This is a genomic window from Azospirillum himalayense, assembly GCF_042657465.1.
In the GTDB taxonomy this organism is placed as follows: Bacteria; Pseudomonadota; Alphaproteobacteria; order Azospirillales; family Azospirillaceae; genus Azospirillum; species Azospirillum himalayense.
This window is the reverse complement of sequence record NZ_JBHSLC010000023.1, coordinates 112,691-130,054: the sequence shown is the minus strand read 5'-3', so window position 1 is coordinate 130,054 and position 17,364 is coordinate 112,691. Positions and strand designations below refer to the sequence as shown.

15 protein-coding genes are annotated in these 17,364 nt (G+C 68.8%); 5 read left to right on the top strand and 10 right to left on the bottom strand.

Going from position 1 to position 17,364, the window contains the following annotated elements; translation table 11 throughout:
• Positions 1-82 precede the first annotated feature (82 nt).
• Positions 83-505, bottom strand: a complete 423-nt coding sequence (locus ACFPMG_RS14665) for a MarR family winged helix-turn-helix transcriptional regulator (protein WP_376995832.1) — start codon at positions 503-505, stop codon at positions 83-85.
• Between the two features lie 313 nt (positions 506-818).
• Here ACFPMG_RS14665 and ACFPMG_RS14660 point away from each other — a divergent pair, with 313 nt between their 5' ends.
• Both ACFPMG_RS14660 and ACFPMG_RS14655 read left to right on the top strand, forming a co-directional pair.
• Entirely contained in the window at positions 819-1,832 is a 1,014-nt protein-coding gene (locus ACFPMG_RS14660; RefSeq protein ID WP_376995831.1) for a flotillin family protein, read from the top strand.
• Between the two features lie 51 nt (positions 1,833-1,883).
• The gene (locus ACFPMG_RS14655; protein ID WP_376995830.1) at positions 1,884-3,002 is read left to right on the top strand and encodes a hypothetical protein; all 1,119 of its coding nucleotides are present in this window, start codon (positions 1,884-1,886) and stop codon (positions 3,000-3,002) included.
• 224 nt (positions 3,003-3,226) lie between these two features.
• Here the strand turns inward: ACFPMG_RS14655 and ACFPMG_RS14650 are convergent, their stop codons facing one another.
• The 5 genes from ACFPMG_RS14650 to ACFPMG_RS14630 all read right to left on the bottom strand — a co-directional run bounded on the left by ACFPMG_RS14650 (position 3,227) and on the right by ACFPMG_RS14630 (position 8,353).
• The gene (locus ACFPMG_RS14650) at positions 3,227-4,540 is read right to left on the bottom strand and encodes a hemolysin family protein (protein WP_376995829.1); all 1,314 of its coding nucleotides are present in this window, start codon (positions 4,538-4,540) and stop codon (positions 3,227-3,229) included.
• A gap of 26 nt (positions 4,541-4,566) precedes the next feature.
• A complete protein-coding gene (locus ACFPMG_RS14645; protein WP_376995828.1) occupies positions 4,567-5,259 on the bottom strand; it encodes an exopolysaccharide biosynthesis protein in 693 nt (230 codons plus the stop codon).
• 133 nt (positions 5,260-5,392) lie between these two features.
• The gene (locus ACFPMG_RS14640; RefSeq protein ID WP_376995826.1) at positions 5,393-6,577 is read right to left on the bottom strand and encodes a sensor histidine kinase; all 1,185 of its coding nucleotides are present in this window, start codon (positions 6,575-6,577) and stop codon (positions 5,393-5,395) included.
• A gap of 24 nt (positions 6,578-6,601) precedes the next feature.
• Positions 6,602-7,702 (bottom strand): cobalamin B12-binding domain-containing protein, encoded by a 1,101-nt coding sequence (locus ACFPMG_RS14635; RefSeq protein WP_376995825.1) that lies wholly within the window; start codon positions 7,700-7,702, stop codon positions 6,602-6,604.
• Positions 7,703-7,918: 216 nt separating this feature from the next.
• The gene (locus ACFPMG_RS14630) at positions 7,919-8,353 is read right to left on the bottom strand and encodes a response regulator (RefSeq protein WP_376995824.1); all 435 of its coding nucleotides are present in this window, start codon (positions 8,351-8,353) and stop codon (positions 7,919-7,921) included.
• 295 nt (positions 8,354-8,648) lie between these two features.
• Here ACFPMG_RS14630 and ACFPMG_RS14625 point away from each other — a divergent pair, with 295 nt between their 5' ends.
• Both ACFPMG_RS14625 and hpnH read left to right on the top strand, forming a co-directional pair.
• Positions 8,649-9,263, top strand: a complete 615-nt coding sequence (locus ACFPMG_RS14625) for a hydrolase (protein WP_376995823.1) — start codon at positions 8,649-8,651, stop codon at positions 9,261-9,263.
• A 215-nt stretch (positions 9,264-9,478) separates the two neighbouring features.
• Positions 9,479-10,606: an adenosyl-hopene transferase HpnH gene (gene hpnH / locus ACFPMG_RS14620; RefSeq protein WP_376995821.1), complete on the top strand. Its 1,128-nt coding sequence runs from the start codon at positions 9,479-9,481 to the stop codon at positions 10,604-10,606.
• Here the strand turns inward: hpnH and ACFPMG_RS14615 are convergent.
• Genes ACFPMG_RS14615 through shc form a run of 3 tightly spaced genes read right to left on the bottom strand, consistent with a single transcriptional unit; the run spans position 10,547 to position 13,584 of the window.
• Positions 10,547-11,251: a phosphorylase family protein gene (locus tag ACFPMG_RS14615; RefSeq protein ID WP_376995820.1), complete on the bottom strand. Its 705-nt coding sequence runs from the start codon at positions 11,249-11,251 to the stop codon at positions 10,547-10,549. The genes hpnH and ACFPMG_RS14615 overlap by 60 nt on opposite strands.
• Before the next feature lie 9 nt (positions 11,252-11,260).
• The gene (locus ACFPMG_RS14610) at positions 11,261-11,656 is read right to left on the bottom strand and encodes a DUF2141 domain-containing protein (protein WP_376995819.1); all 396 of its coding nucleotides are present in this window, start codon (positions 11,654-11,656) and stop codon (positions 11,261-11,263) included.
• Entirely contained in the window at positions 11,653-13,584 is a 1,932-nt protein-coding gene (gene shc, locus ACFPMG_RS14605) for a squalene--hopene cyclase (RefSeq protein WP_376995818.1), read from the bottom strand. The genes ACFPMG_RS14610 and shc overlap by 4 nt, the downstream gene beginning before the upstream one ends.
• A 172-nt stretch (positions 13,585-13,756) precedes the next feature.
• Here shc and ACFPMG_RS14600 point away from each other — a divergent pair, with 172 nt between their 5' ends.
• Complete coding sequence (locus ACFPMG_RS14600; protein ID WP_376995817.1) at positions 13,757-16,456, top strand: MMPL family transporter; 2,700 nt, start codon at positions 13,757-13,759, stop codon at positions 16,454-16,456.
• Here the strand turns inward: ACFPMG_RS14600 and ACFPMG_RS14595 are convergent.
• Positions 16,356-17,270 (bottom strand): SMP-30/gluconolactonase/LRE family protein, encoded by a 915-nt coding sequence (locus ACFPMG_RS14595; RefSeq protein ID WP_376995816.1) that lies wholly within the window; start codon positions 17,268-17,270, stop codon positions 16,356-16,358. The genes ACFPMG_RS14600 and ACFPMG_RS14595 overlap by 101 nt on opposite strands.
• Positions 17,271-17,364: the final 94 nt, after the last annotated feature.

Genomic DNA, 17,364 nt, shown 5'->3' with positions numbered 1-17,364 from the left:
GCCTCCCCGGCCAACCCACTTCCTGAATCAGTTCTCATCCATCACGGGAATCCACCTTCGAATCCGACCGCCGGGAAAACGTTCAGCCATCGGCCTTGTACTGCCGAAGCTCAAGCAGGCGTTGCAGGAGTCTGGTCGCGGTGCGGGCGTAGGATTCGATGTCCTCGTCTGGAATCTCCGCCAGCGCGCGCTCCAGCGCGAGGCGCGGGTCGTTCTTCAGCAGTTCGCGCCCTTTCTCCGTCAGGTCCAGCACGTCGGCCCGCGCGTCGCGCGGGTTCGGCCGCTTGGTGAGAAGCCCTTTGTCGACCAGGGTGACGACGGTGCGCGCCACGCTTGCGATCGCCAAATCCTGGAACCGCGCCAGCGCCGACGCCGTGCGCTGAGCTTCGGACATTTCCGCGAAATAACGAAGCGCCACCCACTGCGCCGGGTAGAGCCCTTCGGCATGCCCCGACGCGTGCAGCAACCGCGACGTGTTTTCCACGACCGTTGCCAACCCCGTCATGGATAGTTTCTGGACCATTGCGCCTGTCTGAATCCGTTCCGGGCCACTGGCGGCCACAATAGCCACGTTCCGCCAAAGGCGCCACCGCCGCCCCTTTAACGACCCATTAACGCATCACTGCATAGTATTTTTTGCTAAGCACTGCTTCATATATGGCCGGGCGCCGGGTGCCGCGCGCCCTTCCGTCCGGCTGCATCCACTGTTCCGGGCGCCCCGCCCTCGTCCCGACACCACACAACGATTCGATCAGGTGAGATCCGCGACCATGACAGCAACAGGGAACTCTTGGACCAAGACGCGGATCTTGGGCGTGATGGCCCTCGGATCGGCGATGATGCTGTGCACGACGGGCAACGTTTCGGCGAGGAACTACACAAGCGTCGGCGAAATGATCATGCTGTGCGAAAGCCACGGCGGTTCGGACTTTGTCAGCTTCGCACAGTGCTACACCGCCAATCTCCGTGAATTCATGCCGGGAAATACGAATCCCACCCTGCAGTCGATCCAGGACGAAATGGTGGCGTTCACCAACGCGCTTGCCGCGGCGGTCGGCCAGCGCAGGATATCATCCCGGACCGCGAAGATAGTTTTCCAGAACGCACGCGCCACATTCAACGACATCGACAAGAAGTCGCGAAGCAATCCGGCGCAGTACAATTCCAATGACCTGAGGCAGACAATATACGGCGAGCTCAACGGCGCGCTGAAAACCTATGATGATGCCAAGCGGCTGTTTGCGGCGACGAGCGCCGAGGAGCGGCGGTGCGTCGGCGATCTTGACGCCTATGTGCAGCAAGACAAGGTGGCGGCGCTGGAAGGCAATGTGAGGGAGTGCAAGCGTCAGATCGCCGACCGGAACGCCGCGCTCGCTCGGCAAGAGGAGGCCCGCCTCGCCGCCGAGCGGGAAAAGGCCCGGCAAGCCGAAGAGGAGGCCCGCCGGAAGATGGCGCAGCAGGAGCAGCTTCGCCAGGAGGAGATCGCTCGCCAGAAGCGCGCGAAGGAAGCCTATGAACGGTGCATGGCCGACACCGACTGCCGCGCTCAAAAGGAAAAAGCCCAGGCCGAGTGGCGCTCGATGGTGGCCCTCGGGCTTTATCCGAAAAAGACCTACATCCGGATCTACAGTGTCCGGCAGCAATGCGAAACCAGCGGCAACTTCATGTGCATGCAGGTCTGCAACCAAATGGCGGACATCGTCGACCGGCAGGTCCGGGCGATGACCGGGACGGGGATTCTTGCCTCGACCAGTCTGGAGTTCAAACTTCCCGGCATGGAGGAGGTTTTTGCCGGCGCGCTGAAGCAGTGCATCGATGTGAGCCGGCAGTGACGCCGGCCAAGCCGGTCACACTTCGAACATTGCACGGCCTTGGAGACGATTTTGAAGACAGCGCTGTTGGCGTCTCTGCTGTATCTGGTGGTCTTCACCACCCCCTTGCTGGCACAGGACGCAGCCACTCCGCTCACCCAGACCGAAGTCACCGAATTGACGGGGAAGCTGGCCGATTGCTGGAGCGCAGGCGAACTCGCCAAGCTCAACGGCCGGGCGATCCCGGCCCGCCTGTTCTTTGATGAGGAGGGGAAATATTCCGGTATTTCGCTCGTCGACCGCAGCGCGATGGCCGATCCGGTTTATCGGAGCGTTGCCCAGTCTCTCATCCAGACCTTCAGGAGCTGCAAGCATCTGAGAGCGCCCGAGCGTCTGAAAGGGCGGCACGTCGAGGTGCTTGTGAACGTGCGTCCGCAGGATTTCCGGGACTCCGCCTCCAACGCCCGGGGCATCGCCAGCACGAAGCCCTCCGCAGGGGAAGAAGACTCCCTCTCCATCAAGGCCATCGAAGGCGCCTGGGGCCGAGGCAGCGCGGTTTGCGGACGGACGATCTACGCGGTCCACCGTCCGGGTGAGTTCCTGCAGGTGATCAGCGACGGCATGAGCGATGCGCGGCAGACGCCCGGCGGAGGGTATCTGATGGGTGGTTACCTGGGAAAATACGTGAACGAGGGCGACGGAAACTTCGTGTTCGTCGTCGAAAGGTTTCCGAAGATAAAATTCCGCATGAAATACAACCGGTCCGACGCAACGTTGGATCAGCACCTCGAATATGACGGGCTGCCAGCGCAGACCGCGCATAAGATGATGAAATGCCTGTCGGCGGAAAATGCCAAGACGGCGGAGATCATGGATTATGATGATCGCAGCAAGTGGCTATCGGAGAAGGACGAGGCTTTTCATCTCGTCCTGGTCACGGCAGCCATCAACGGACATGCCGCCGCCGCGACAGCCGCAATGAGGGATGGCGCTGACCCCTTGAAAGCCGGCTTCAACGAGGGTTTGGGCATTCTCGATCTCGTCTACCAGAACGGCCAGCTGTCATGCGAACAGAAGCTGGCGATGCGCAACCTCCTGAAGGCGCAGTCTCCAGCGCTCAAGGAGCTTCTGCCACCCGCGCTGCGAACCAGCTATGTGGGCAACTGCGCCTTTTACGCGACGCTGAGGTGACGACGCCGCTTGCAGGACGGAGACGACGCCGGGCCGACAGCCCGCGACGGCCCGTCATGGGCGTTGCGACCGGCAGGGTTCGTGGGGCCGAAGGGGGTTCGAGCGGTCGAGGGGGCTGGAGCCTGACGCTCCCCCGCCGCCAATCTCCCCCTCACATCCTATGCTCTTGTCGGGCCATGCGCGCCGGCCCGGGCCATGGAGGTCGTAACGGTGTGCACGCCCTGTTATGCGCCCGCGCCCGTCGCGGCCTTGTCCTGGTTCTGGATCAGCACCTTGTCGATGCGCCGGCCGTCCATGTCGACAACCTCGAACCGCAGGCCGTTCCAGTGAAAATGCTCCGCGGCGGTGGGCACGTGGCCAAGCTGGTCCAGCATGAAGCCGGCGATGGTGTGGTAATCGCCCTCGCCCTTGAGCCCCCTCACGCCGACCAGCGACTCCACCTCCTCCACAGGGGTCATGCCGTCCACCAGCCAGGATCCATCCTCGCGCTGGACCGCGAAGCCGTCGCCTTCCTGCCCCTGTTCGGGCAACTCGCCGGCGATGGCCTCCATGATGTCGGTCACGGTGACGATGCCCTCGACGCTGCCATACTCGTCCACCACCACGGCCATGTGGATGCTGGCCTGCTTGAACAGTTCCAGCAGCCGCAGGACGGGGGTGCCGTCATGGACGATCAGCGGCTCCACCATGGCCTCGCGCAGATCGAAGCGGCGGCCTTGGAGCGCTTGGTTGAGCAGCGCCTTGCTGGACACGATGCCCTGCACCTCGTCCACGTCGCCGCGGCAGACCGGGAAGCGGGAATAGCCGCTGGCCTGGATTTCCTTGGCGATGGCATCGGGCGGGTCGTCGAGGTCGATCCACACGAGGTCCGGGCGCGGCGTCATGATCGACCGCGCGGTGCGGTCGGACAGGCGGAACACGCCCTCGATCATCTGTCGCTCGGCGGGCTCGAAGACGCCGCTCTGCGTGCCTTCCTTGATGAGGCTCTTGACCTCCTCCTCGGTGACCGTCTGCTCGCGCGCGGTGGGCAGGCGCAGCAGCTTCATCACCCCCTCGGTCGAGACGCCGAGCAGCCAGACCAGCGGCATGGCGATGCGCGACAGCACGCTCATCGGGCCGGCCACGCCGGCGGCGATGCGCTCCGCGTTGACCAGCGCCATGCGCTTGGGCACCAGTTCGCCGATGATCAACGACAGGTAGGTGATCGCGGCGACGACCAGCGCGAAACCGACCTGCTGCCCGTAGGGGGCGATCCAGGCGACGTTGGCGTCCAAAACGGTCCCCAGCCGGTCGGCCAGCGTCGCGCCGCCATAGGCGCCGGCGATGATGCCGATCAGCGTGATGCCGACCTGCACGGTGGAGAGGAAGTTGCCGGGGTCCTCCGACAGTTTCAGCGCGGTGCGGGCACCCTTGCTGCGCGTTTCCTCGGCCATCTGCTGAAGCCGCGCGCGCCGCGACGACACCAGCGCCATTTCCGACATCGCGAAGAAGGCGTTCAGCAGGATCAGCAAAATGATGACCAGAACTTCCCAGATCATGGCGTCGAGCCCGCGGGCGCTCCCTTTTATGAAAACAATTTGTCGAATATCAGCATACCGGCCTGCCCGAAACCGAACAGGACGGCGGCGACGATGACGATGGCGATCAGCCCGGCCACAAGGCCAGCGACGACGAAGGCCCCATCCTTCTCGATCAGTCCCAGCGCGATCAGCGCGATGGCGAAGGCGGGCGGCTGGTTGCCGAAGACGACGGGAAGGGCCAGGATTCCGGCCAGGATCATCACGGCCACGCCGAGCAGCCGCTCCGCCGTCGGGGCGGTCATCGCCGGCAGGCGCGGGCGCAGATGCCGCTCCAGCCGGTCGACGCGGGGCTTCGCCTTCGCGATCACGCGCAGGAAGGCGTCCCGGTCGAGGGTGAGGGCAGCCAGCCGGCGCGGCAGCCAGGGACGATCGCGCCCGGCGGCGATCTGTGCGCCGATCAGCAGCATCGGCAGGCCCGTCGCCGTCGACAGGCCCGGCACCGGCAGGATGTTCGGAATGGAGAGGATCAGAAGCAGGGCGCCGAAGGCGCGGTCGCCCAGTATGCCCACGAGGTCGCCCAGCGCGATCCGCGCGCCATGGTCGTGGTTCAGGAAATCGTCCAGCACCGCCGAAGCGGGGTTCACCGGCGGAAAGCCGGTGGTCGCGGCGTCGCCGCGGTCGACATCCTCGGGAGCCTGACGGTCCGGGGACGTGTCGGGAGGTCGGCCGTCGCTCACGGCGCTCCCCACGGAGGCCGCCCGAAACGGCGGAAGGGCAAACCCATGGACCTTTCGCGTCGCAACATCGTAAGGGCTCCTTTTACAGCAACGCCGGTCGGCGCGCCAGCCCGTCTGTGGAATGCCCCGCTTCTCAAGGGGATGATGCCCGCAACGGCAGCTCCACGGTGAAGGTCGAGCCGCGTCCCGGCAGCGAATCGGCGGTGATGAACCCGCCATGCCCCTCCGCGATGGAGCGGCAGATGTAGAGGCCGAGGCCGACCGTCCCCTCCCCCTCGGTGCCCAGCCGGCCGGTGCGGGCAAAGGGCTGGAAGAGCTGCGCCAGTTCGGCCGGAGGAATGCCCCGCCCGTCGTCGGAAACGCACAGGCGCGCCCGGCCGCCGTCTTCGCTCAGCGCGAGGCGGACCCGCCCGCCGCGGTCGGAGTATTTGATGGCGTTCGACAGAAGATTGTTGATTAGCTGGTCAAGCTTGGCCGGGTCGATATCGGCCAAGGGCAACGGGTGTACGGGCACGGACAACTCGATGGCGATTGATTTGCCTTCGGCCAACACGCGATTCATCGAGACGTTCCGCCGGACCAGCGCCACCAGATCGGACGGCCGCCGTGTCAGCCGCAACCGGCCGGCCTGAAGCGCCGCCAGGGACAGCGCATCCTCCACCATATGGCGCATCGACAGGCTGGATTCCCGAATGCGCTCCAGGCAGGCACGTTCCGTCGCGTCCAGCCGTCCGTCCAGCCGCTGCTCCAGCATCTCCGCGAAGCCGACGACGACCTGGAGCGGCGTGCGCAGATCGTGGGCCAGCATGCCCATCAGCCGGTTCTTCTGCTCGTTGCTGGCAGCCAGTTCGACGTTGGTCTTGGCGAGCGCCCGCTGGACGTTGGCGAGTTCGTTGTTGAGAAGGGTCATCTCGTCGAGCAGCGCGTCCGCCGTGGGAACCTCCGGCTTCGGAACCGCCGACCCGAGGGGGGCGAGCCGCCGGGCCAGCCGCGGATTGAGCGCGTCCAACGCCTCCATCAGGGTTGGCAGCCCGCCGGGCGTCCGCGCCACGGCCAGCACCATACCCTCCGCGTCGCTGAGCCCGCTGACATGAAGCACCCCGGCGGGGTCGAGGCGGCTGTGCACCGGATGATCCAGAGTCCAGCCGGATTTCCGCAAACCGCTGAACAGGTCCAGCGCACCCGCCATCGCGTCCGGGCCGAAGAGGGCCGGAAAGGGCGTGCCGGGTTTTCCCGTCAATCCCGGCAGTCCGGCGCCCAACCGGTGCAGGGCGCGCAGACGCCCGTCCTGGTCGCAGGTCAGGACCAACCCGTCCATGCCCCCTCCTTCACGCCACGCTCATCAGGCAACACCGGCGGCGCGATCCGGGGCGGCGCGATCCGGGGCGGCGCGATCCGGGGCGGCGCGGTCCGGGGCGGCCGGACCGACCAGCCGCTCCGCGATGGCGATGGCCTCCTGCGCGCCGGGGGCGAAGGCGTCGGCGTCGACCGTTCTCCACAAATCCGGGACGAGGTTGAAGGGGTAACCGCCGACCAGAATCCGTGGCGGCTGCTCCCACGATTCGGCGCGCACCGCGGCGATGAGGGCGGCCACCCGTCCGACATGGGCAGTGATGGTGGCCGATACCGCCAGAATCCGGGCGTTCCGCTCCCGCAACGTGTGGACGATGCTGTTCGCCGGCGTGTTGGCACCAAGATAATGGCTGTCCCAACCGGCCATCTCGAAGAAATCGGCGACCATGCGGATGCCGATCTCGTGCTGCTCCCCGCCGACGCAGGTGGCGACCATGGACAGGCCGCGCCGCTCCGCGGCGAAGATCGCCGGGTAGAGCTGGCCCATGATCGCCTGGGTGGCAGCGGTGGCGAAATGCTCGTGCGCCACGGTGATCGCCCGCGTCTGCCACAGCCGCCCGATCTCGCGCAGGGACGGTTGGAACACATGCAGGTAAAGGTCGGGCACCGTCGCCCCGGTCGTGGTGGCCTCCGTCACCAGCGCCGCCGCCCGGCGCCGGTCGCCGGCCAGAAGCGCGTCCATGTAGGAGCGCGCGAGCGCGCCAAGCGGCGCGTCCGACCGGACGAAGGGCGGCGCCTCCCGCGGCAGACCGGGCAGCGCGGACAGCCCCTCCCCAACGCAGGCGCACACGCGCGCCGCCGCGGCGGGATCGACCCGGGCGGCCACGACGTCGCGCAGGATCTCCAGGCTTTCGCCCAGTTCCTCGTCCGGAATGCCGATCCCGGCAAAGAGGATCTTGACCCAGGCCACATACTCGCGGAACAACGCCGGACTGTCGCTTGCCACCGCCTCCGCCAGATAAAGAAGGTGGAAGCCGACATCCTCGACGCAGCGCTCCCGGCCGTCCTCGCCGTAACGGGCGTAAAGCGCCGGCCAGCGCTCGAATTGGATGGCGACGACGGCGCGCGCCAACTCCTCACGGCGGTCCACGATGGGGTTCGAGGTGATCCGCGACGGACTTGGCCGCGACGGACTTGGCCGCGACGGACCAGGAATGGGCCGGACGGTCCCCGGCATGGCACGGCGTCTCCGGTCAGAGGAGGTGTTCGGAAGCAAGGTGCGCCCTCACATCCGTTCCCGCAACGCCTGACTGCGCCGAATGGTTCAGTTTCCGACCAACCACCCCTTATAATTGCAGAGTTCCCGTCAACGGCCTTTCTGCAGCACGAAGCTCAGTCGCTTCGTGAGGTCGGCCTTCGACACCGGCTTCACCAGATAGCCGGAGATGCCATAGGCGATGGCCCGCTTGACGGTGTCCGCCTCGCGGTGGGCGGTCAGCACGATCACAGGGAGGTCGGCCAGCGGGTTGCCCGTTGCCGTCCGCAGGGCGTGCAGCAGGTCCAGCCCGCTCATCCGCGGCATCTCCAGATCGCAGATGGCGAGGTCGACCTTTTCCGGATGATCGCGCAGGATGGCCAGCGCCGACATGCCGTCCGACGCCTCCCACACCTGGCGGACCTTCAAATCCTGCAGCAAACGGCTCATCAGCCGGCGGGTGAAATCGTCGTCCTCGATCAGCAGGACGCGCAGGTCGTTGATGCTGCGGCTCAGCACCCCATCCTTCGCGGGTTCGTTCAGCATCGGCGCGGCCATCCCTATCCGTGTCGTTGCATTGGGGAAACGCGAGCATACGTTACATCGCCGGGAACGGCCGGAGAAGCCTGTAAATGATGCAAGATTTGTAATTTTCACAACCTCAGGCGAGGGTGGGCGGTGCACCGGCCCGGTTGATGGCGGCCTTGCACCGGGGGCCGTTGTCCGCCCTGTCCGCGATCTGCTAAACCCGCACAGCCCGATGGATGATCGGGCCGACGGCCGGGCTGCGTCTTGGACATGGCCCCGCACCCTGCCCGCGGTTTCGGAACAGCCCCCCACCATGCAACTCGACCTTCTCAAGCGACCGGACGGACGGACAGCGATCCTGATGCCGTCCGGCTTCGTTCTCGACCTGCTGACGCCGGACGCCACGGGCATGCCGATCGAGGACATCGCCCAGTGCCTGTCGTCCCAGCCGCGTTGGGGCGGGGCGGCCCGGCCCTGGTACTCGGTCGCCGAGCATTCGGTGATGGTCTCGCGTCTGGTGCCGCCGCCCCTGGCCTACTCGGCCCTGATGCACGACTGCGAGGAGTTCCTCGGCGACTGGCCGTCGCCGGTGAAGGTGATGCTGGACCGCGACTACGTCAAACAGCGGCTTCATCCGGTCAAGGACGCGTTGCGCCGCTGGTTCGGCTTCGACGACGAGGTGCCGGCCATCAAGCAGGCCGATCTCGTCTGCATGGCGACGGAGCTGCGCGACCTTCTGCCGCCCGCCTGGCTGGACTGGGGGCATCTGCCGCCAGCCCACCCGGACAGGATCGTCCCGGTCGGCCCCGATCAGGCCTACGCGCTCTTTCTGAGCCGGTACGAGGAGTTGAAGCACCTCGCCCAGCCGCAAACCAAACCCAAGAAGGCCAAAGCCGCGCGGAGCGGGCGCAAGCCACCGCAGCCTTGAACACCACGCCAAGCTCCACACCGAAAGGGCGTACGTACGCCCTGTACGCCCCGCAAACCCTTCCTGCCAGCCGCACCGCGGCAAGTATCATACAGTAATCTACCTGCCGTGCGTCTCCGGACGCTCCAAACTGGAGCGCGACGCAATTGCAGGGATAAGCGCATGACGGCGATCCACCAGACGGCGACCCACCACGGTCCGGGAGAGGCGTAACCATGGCCGTTCCCGCGATCCAGGCGGCGCTGGTCGGCGCCTATGTGCTTCGCCAGCGCCTCAAGGGCAACCGGCGCTTCCCGCTGGTGCTGATGATGGAGCCGCTGTTCCGCTGCAACCTCGCCTGCGCCGGCTGCGGCAAGATCGACTATCCCGACCCGATCCTGCGCCGCCGCCTGTCGGTGGAGGAGGCCCTGGGCGCGGTGGACGAATGCGGCGCCCCTGTGGTCTCCATCGCCGGGGGCGAGCCGCTGCTGCATCCCGAGATCCACACCATCGCCGCCGGCATCGTGGCGCGGCGCAAGTTCGTCTATCTCTGCACCAACGCCCTGCTGATGGAAAAGCGGCTCGACCGCTTCACTCCCAGCCCCTTCTTCACCTGGTCGGTCCATCTCGACGGCGGGCGGGAGGAGCATGACAAGGCGGTCTGCCAGCCCGGAGTCTACGACCGCGCCGTCGCGGCGATCCGCGCCGCCAAGGCGCGCGGCTTCCGCGTCAACATCAATTGCACCTTGTTCGACGGGGCCGAGCCGGAGAAGGTCGCCGCCTTCCTCGACGAGGCCATGGCCGCCGGCATCGACGCCGTCACCGTGTCGCCCGGCTACGCCTACGAACGCGCGCCCGACCAAGAGCATTTCCTGAACCGCCGCAAGACCAAGGAGCTGTTCCGCGACGTCTTCGCGCGGGGCCGGGGCCGGAAATGGCGCTTCTCGCAATCGTCCCTGTTCCTGGATTTCCTGGCCGGCAACCGCAGCTACCGCTGCGCGCCCTGGGGCAACCCGACGCGCAACGTCTTCGGCTGGCAGCGCCCCTGCTACCTGCTGGGCGAAGGCTACGCCCCGACCTTCAAGGCACTGATGGAGGAGACGGACTGGGACGCCTACGGCACCGGCAACTATGAGAAATGCGCTGATTGCATGGTCCACAGCGGCTATGAGCCGACCGCCGTGGAGGACACGCTGCGCCACCCCCTGTCGGCGCTGGCGGTCAGCCTGCGCGGGCCGCGCACCGAAGGACCGATGGCGCCGGAGATCCCGCTGGACCGCCAGCGCCCGGCGGAGGAGGTCTTCTCACGCCACGTCGCGGACACGCTGCGCCGGATCGAGGCCGAGCGGACCGCCGCCGAGTAACTCCGCCGGAATGGCACTGGCTGCCTTGCGGAGCGCCGCCAGGGCACGGCCGAGGTCCCAGGCCAGCCGGCCCAGCGCGGCGAGTTGGCGGGGGTCGGCGGCCAGCCGGGCCAGCACGGCGCCGGGGGCCACGCGTCCCGCCCCGTCCAGCCCGGCCAGGGCCGCCGACGGCAGCGCCCGCCACGCCGGGTCGGCGACCGCGCGCAGCACGGCGAAGGGCCGCCCCCAGGCTTGGCAGGCCCGCGCGACGGCAAGACTTTCCAGATCGACCGCCGCGGCACCGGTCAGCGCCCGCAACCGCGCCTTGTCCCCGAACGTCGCCGCCGGCATCCGGACTCCGACCACCACGCCGGGATGGGCCTGCGGCAGGGCATGGCGCAGGCGGTCGTGCCAGGGCCGACAAGCCTCATGGACGGTCCCGTCCTCATCCACCACGGCGCCCGCCAGGACCAGCGAGCCGGGTCGCAGGTCGGGTGCCAACCCGCCCGCGATGCCGAAGCTGACGATCCCGCAGGCGCCCCCCTCCAGCAGGCGATGCGCCGCCACCCGGGCGGCGGCGTCTCCCGCGGCGCAGGCGACGGGCAGCCCGCTGCGCCGGGCGAGACGGGCCTCCAACGCCATGCCGGTGAGGATCGCCGCGGCCATCACGCCTCCCTATGGCGATATCCAGTAGCGCAACGTCAACGCCGTCTCCACACCATCCTCCCGCACCGTCACGGCGGCGTCGCGGAAGCTCGGCGGCACCAGGAGCACGGGGGCGTCGTTGCCGAAGCCGAAACCCTCCCGCGGCACGCCGAGAAGGTTGCGGTCCATCCGTCCGTTGCCGTTCTCGTCGTGGTAGGCGCGCAGCGCGTAGGTTCCCGGCGGCACGTCGGGCACGGCGATGCGCACCGCCCCCTCCGCCGCCGGGGCGGTGATCCGGAAGGCGCAGCGCCCCGCCGGGTAGGCGGCTTCTTCACAGACGGCCAGGACGACCTGCCCGTCGCCATTGCGCACGCCCTGCACGGTCACGGTCAGCGCCGCGGCCAGAAGCGCCGCTCCCGCCCTCACCCCCTCAAGGCCCGGTAGCGGGCCAGCGCCCACAACGGAAAGCTTGCCGCGTAGCCGTGGTACTTCAGGTAGAAGACGCGCGGAAATCCGACGGCGGTGAAGGGCTCCTCGCTCCACAGCCCCTCGGCGTCGCGGGCGGACAGCAGATACTCGACGCCGCGGTCCACCGCCGGGTGGTTGCCCTTCCCCGCCGCCATCAGCCCCAGCAGCGCCCAGGCGGTCTGCGAGGCGGTGGAGACCGGCCCCTCGCCGCGCGGATTGCCGACCCAATAGCTGGCCCCGTCCTCGCCCCAGCCGCCGTCCGCGCGCTGGTGCGCCAGCAGCCACTGGGCGGCGCGCTGCACGGCCACCGCGGAGTGCGGCACCCCGGCGGCGTTCAGCGCCTCCAGCGCCGACCAGGTGCCGTAGACGTAGTTGGTGCCCCAGCGCCCGAACCAGGCGCCGTCGCTCTCCTGCTCCCGCTCCAGGAAGGTCAGGCCGCGGCGGGTCGGCACGGTGTCGCGCCCCTCGCCCAGCCGGGCCAGCATCGTGACGCAACGGGCCGTCACGTCGGAGGTCGGCGGATCGAGCAAGGCGCCATGGTCGGCGAAGGGGATGTGGTTGAGGAAGTCGTGCTGGTTCTCGGCGTCGAAGGCGCCCCAGCCGCCGTTGCGGCTCTGCATGCCGACGATCCAGTCCCTCGCGCGGCGGATCGGCTCCTCATAACGCTCGGCGTCCAGCCGTTGCAGGGCCATCACCACCATGGCGGTGTCGTCGGTGTCCGGGTAATGGGCGTTGTTGTACTGGAAGGCCCAGCCGCCCGAGGCCAGCCCCGGACGCTGCCACGCCCAATCCCCCTCGACGTCCAGGATCTGCCGGTCGATCAGCCAGTCCGCCCCGCGCCGGGCCGCGGCGCGGGCCAGCGGGCTGCCGGTCTCCAGCAGGGCGTTGCAGATGATCGCGGTGTCCCACACCGGCGACAGGCAGGGCTGGCAATAGATCCGCCCCGGCTGCTGAATCACCAACCCGCGCAACGCGCGGCGCGCCGTCGCCGCGTCGGGATGGTCGGGCGGCACGCCCAGGCAGTGGAACATCAGCACGGCGTTGACCATCGCCGGGAAAATGGCGCCCAGCCCGTCCTCCCCGTTCAGCCGCTCCGTCACGAAGCGCACGGCGCGGTCGATGGCCGTCTGGCGCCCGTTGGCGGGCAGGCGCGGCTCCACCGCGTGCAAAGCGGCGTCGAGTGCGCGGAACAGGGTGGCCCAGCCGCCGCGGCTGTTGTTGCTGTGCCAGTTGCGCACCCGCTCCGGCGGCTCGGTGAACAGCTCCGCGATGCCGATGCCGCGCGGGTTGCGGGCGCGCAGCCGGTGCGCCATGACGACCAGCAGCGGCACCACCACCGTCCGCGACCAGTAGGAGATGCGCGAGATGTGGAAGGGCGACCAGGGCGGCAGGTTCATCACCTCCACCGGCATCGCCGGAACGGCACGCCAGGGAATCTGTCCGAACTGGGCCAGCAGGATGCGGGTGAAGACGTTGCAGCGCGCCGCCCCGCCGCGCGCCAGGATCGCCTCGCGGGCGCGGCGCATGTGCGGAGCGTCGGGGCTGTCCCCTGCGGCTTTCAGCGCGAAGTAGGCCTTCACGCTGCAGCTGATGTCCATGGCGCCGCCGAAGAACAGCGGCCATCCGCCGTCCTTGCCCTGCCGCCCGCGGATGAAGGCGGCCAAGCCGGCCTCCAGTTCCGGGTCGATCTCGTCCAGGATATGGTGCAGCAGCAGATATTCGGACGGGATGGTGGCGTCGGCTTCCAGCTCGAACACCCAATGGCCGTCGGCCTGCTGGCGGCGGATCAGGGCGTCCGTGGCCTCGGCCACGGCGTCGCTCACGGCCTTGGCCGACGGCTCGGACCGTTGGACCCGCAAGGTTGTGCTTGCGTTGTGGTCTTGCATCGACGCTCCCGCTATGCCCCGGTGTTCTCCATGGGTGTTTCCCATGGTGGAGGTATCTGGGTAACGAGGTGCCGTGGTTCGCCTGCTGGTTGGAAGTAACATACAGTAGCGTACGTTGGGTGCCACAGGTTGTCCTGGCAGACTGCGTACGCTTTCGAAGGAGACGTACAGCGTGACAGAACGGCAAGGTGTCCTGGGCCGGATGGCGGACTTCGGCCGCGCCATGATCGGGGGACTGGGCGCCCTGTCCTGCCGACGGCCGAAGGCGACCCTGGCCGTCTGGGCCCTGCTGTCGGTCCTGGCCGGCTGGTATTCCGCCGAGAATCTGACGATGAGCACCAGCACGTCGGACATGATCTCGCCGGACGCCGCCTTCCGCCAGCACACGGAGGAGTACCGGAAGGCCTTTCCCTTCGCCGACGACCAGATCGTCGTGGTGGTGGACAGCCCGTCCCCCGACCAGTCGGACGCCGCCGCCGTACGTCTGGCGGAGCGCATGTCCGCCCGTACCGACGTGCTGTCGGCGGTGGAGGTGCCGTCCGCCGATCCGTACTTCCACCGGTACGGGCTGCTCTTTCTCGACACGGAAAAATTGCAGGATCTGGCCACCCGGCTGGCCGGGGCGCAGGCGGCGCTGGGCGCGCTGAACGCCGCGCCGAACCTCCAGGGGCTGGCCGACCTGCTGGACCTGATCCTGACTCACGCGGACGAGGGCGCGCCGGCCACCCCCGCCGAACTGTTGAACCGGCTGGCGGTCAGCACCGCGACGGTGGCGGACGGCCACCCGGTGCCGCTGTCCTGGACCGGGCTGGTGCAGGCCGCGGAGGAGGAGGACCGGGCGGCCAACCGCCGCTTCGTCCTGGCAAGGCCCATCCTCGACAACAGCTCCTTCGGGCGTGGCCGGCCCGCGGTGACCGCGGTGCATGAGGCCATCGGCGCGGTGATGGCGGAGCCGGTCGGCCAAGGGGTGGAGATGCGGGTCACCGGCGCCGTGCCGCTGCGCCAGACGGAGCTGGACACGGTCGCCAACAGCGCCGGCGTCGCCACCATCCTGTCCTTCATCCTGGTTTCCGCGGTGCTGATCGCCGGGATGCGGTCGGGGCGGCTGATCGCCTGCATCATGGTGGTCCTGCTGCTCGGCCTGACGCTGAGCGCCGGGGCGGCGGCGCTGACCGTGGGGCGGCTGAACCTGATCTCCGTCACCTGCGCGGTGATGTTCTTCGGGCTGGGCGACGATTACGGCGGGCATCTCGGCCTGCGCTACCAGGAGGAGCTTCGCCGCGGCCTGCCGCCGCTGGCCGCGGCCATCGAGGCGGTGCGGGCGGTCGGGCCGGCGCTGGTGCTCAGCACCCTGTGCGCCATCATCGGCTTCCTGTCCTTCGTGCCGACCGCCTATCTGGGGCTGGCGGAGTTCGGCATCATCTCCGCCGTCGGCATGGTGGTGGCCCTGCTCATCAGCCTGAGCCTTCTGCCCGCCCTGATCGTCCTGCTGCGCCCCGGCCCCGGCGTCCCAGCGCCGGAACGCGAGGACCGCGGATTCGCCGGCTGGGTCACCCGCCATCACCGCGCCATCCTCGCCCTGGCCGGGGCCAGCGCCGTCCTGTCCATGGCGGCGCTGCCCCTGGTGCGGCTGGACGTCAACCCGCTGAACCTGCAGGACGAGACGACGGAGGCCGTCGCCACCTACCGCGATCTGGCTGTCACCCCGCGCACCTCGCCCTATTCCGTCAACGTCCTGGCGCCCGACCTCGCGGCGGCGCAGGCGTTGGCCGACCGTCTGCGCGCCCTGCCGGAATCGGGCGGCGTGCGCACCTTCGCCAGCTTCATTCCCAAGGACCAGGAGGCCAAGCTGCCCATCCTGGCGGACATGTCGCTGCTGCTCGGCCCCAGCCTGACCGCCCCCGCGGCCACGGCGGCGCTGGACCAGGGCGAGCTGGAGCACGCCTTCGCGACGCTGAAGGGCGTGGTGGGAGGGTATCTGTCGGACAAGCGCGACGGTCCACCCGAGTTGCGCGCCGCCGTGCAGGGCTTCGGCAACGCCCTGGCCCGCATCCAGCCGGCCCAGTTCGCCACGCTCGACGCCGCCCTGACCGGAGGCGTGCCGCCACTCCTCGATCGGCTGCGCGACGGCATGGCGGTGGAGCAGCCGGTCACCGCCGCCGACGTGCCGGACAGCCTGAAGGCCCGCTGGATCGCCGCGGACGGGCGCGCCCGAGTCGAGGTGCTGCCCACCCACGACATATCCGACAGCCGCGCGATGGCCGACTTCGCCGACGCGGTGCTGGCCGTGGCGCCCAACGCCACCGGCGCCCCGGTGACGGTGACGGAGGCGGCCCGGGTCGTCGGCTCCTCTTTCCTGGAGGCGACGGCTCTGACGCTGGTGCTGATGGTGCTTCTGCTGGTCGCCGTGCAGCGCTCGGTGACCGGGATGGTGCTGATCCTGGCGCCGCTGATCCTGGCCGCCCTGTGGACGATGGCGACCGCCGGGCTTCTGGACATCCCCTTCAACTTCGCCAACGTGATCGTCATCCCGCTGCTCTTCGCGCTCGGCGTGTCGAGCAGCATCCACATGGTCACGCGCGGGCAGGATCTGGTGCGGGAAGGCGCGTCGGACGGCGCCTTCGGCATCGAGCTGCTGGTGACCAGCACACCGCGCGCCGTCCTGGTCAGCACGCTGACCACCAGCACCGCCTTCGCCACGCTGGCGCTGTCCAACCACCGCGGGCTGTCCAGCATGGGGGTGCTGCTGGCGGTGTCGATCACCTACACGGTCATCTCGTCGCTGGTGGTTCTGCCGGCGCTGATGATCCTGTGGCACCGCTGGCGGCTTCGCCGCAGACCAGCAGTCCCGGCGCGGTCACCGACCCGATGACCATCCGCCCGTTCCACGAGAGGGCGACCGTGGCCGCGGAAAAGCGCCGCCCGTCCTCGTCCAGCAGGATCTCCACCCCGGCGGGGCCGAGCGCCGCGACGCGGGTCGGTGCCGCCGCTCCGCCCGGCCAGCCGTAGCGGTGCAGCGCCAGCCGGAACGGCGACGGGTGCAGCGCCACCAGCAGACGCCCGTCCGGGGCCGCCGTCAGATTGTCCGGCCCGCCCGGCACGGCGATGCGCTGCGGCGGGACCTGCGGGTCGGACAGGCGATAGACGAGCAGCGCCTCCTCCCGCGTGGCGGCGACGGTCAGCCGGTCGTGGCTCGGGTCGGGGAACAGGCCGTTGGCGAAGCCGATCCCGCCGACCAGGACACGGGCCGTTCCGTTGTCCACCACACCGACGAAACCATGACGCCCGCCGAGGACGTTGTCCTGGATCACGGCGCCCCAGCCGCAGCCGCCGTGGCTGCTGGTGAACAGGAAACGCTTACCATCGAGGAAGGACACGTCGTTGGCCCGGCAGAGCAAGGGGCTGGCGGTGGTGCCCTGGTGGGTCAGGGTGGCGCCGTCCAGACGGTAACGCTCGACCGTCGCCGATCCGTCCTCGTGACGGCTGACGGCGAGCAGGGAGCGCGCGCCGTCAGGCTCCGCGCGAAGGTCGATGCCCGCCGGACGCAGGCCGGTGGCGAGGGGGATGGCGGCGACGGCCGGCGCGTCGAGGGATTGCAGGTTCAGCATGTAAAGTCCGCCTGTGGTTCCGGCCCGGCGGTCGTAGGCGGACAGCACCGTCTGACCGCGCGCCGCGTCGAGCGCCATATCCTCGATGCCGGTGATGGGGGCGCCGTCGGCGGTGACGGAGACCGTGCGGCAGGTAGCGTAGGCGGGGTGGGTGAGGAAAGTGAGAAGGAGG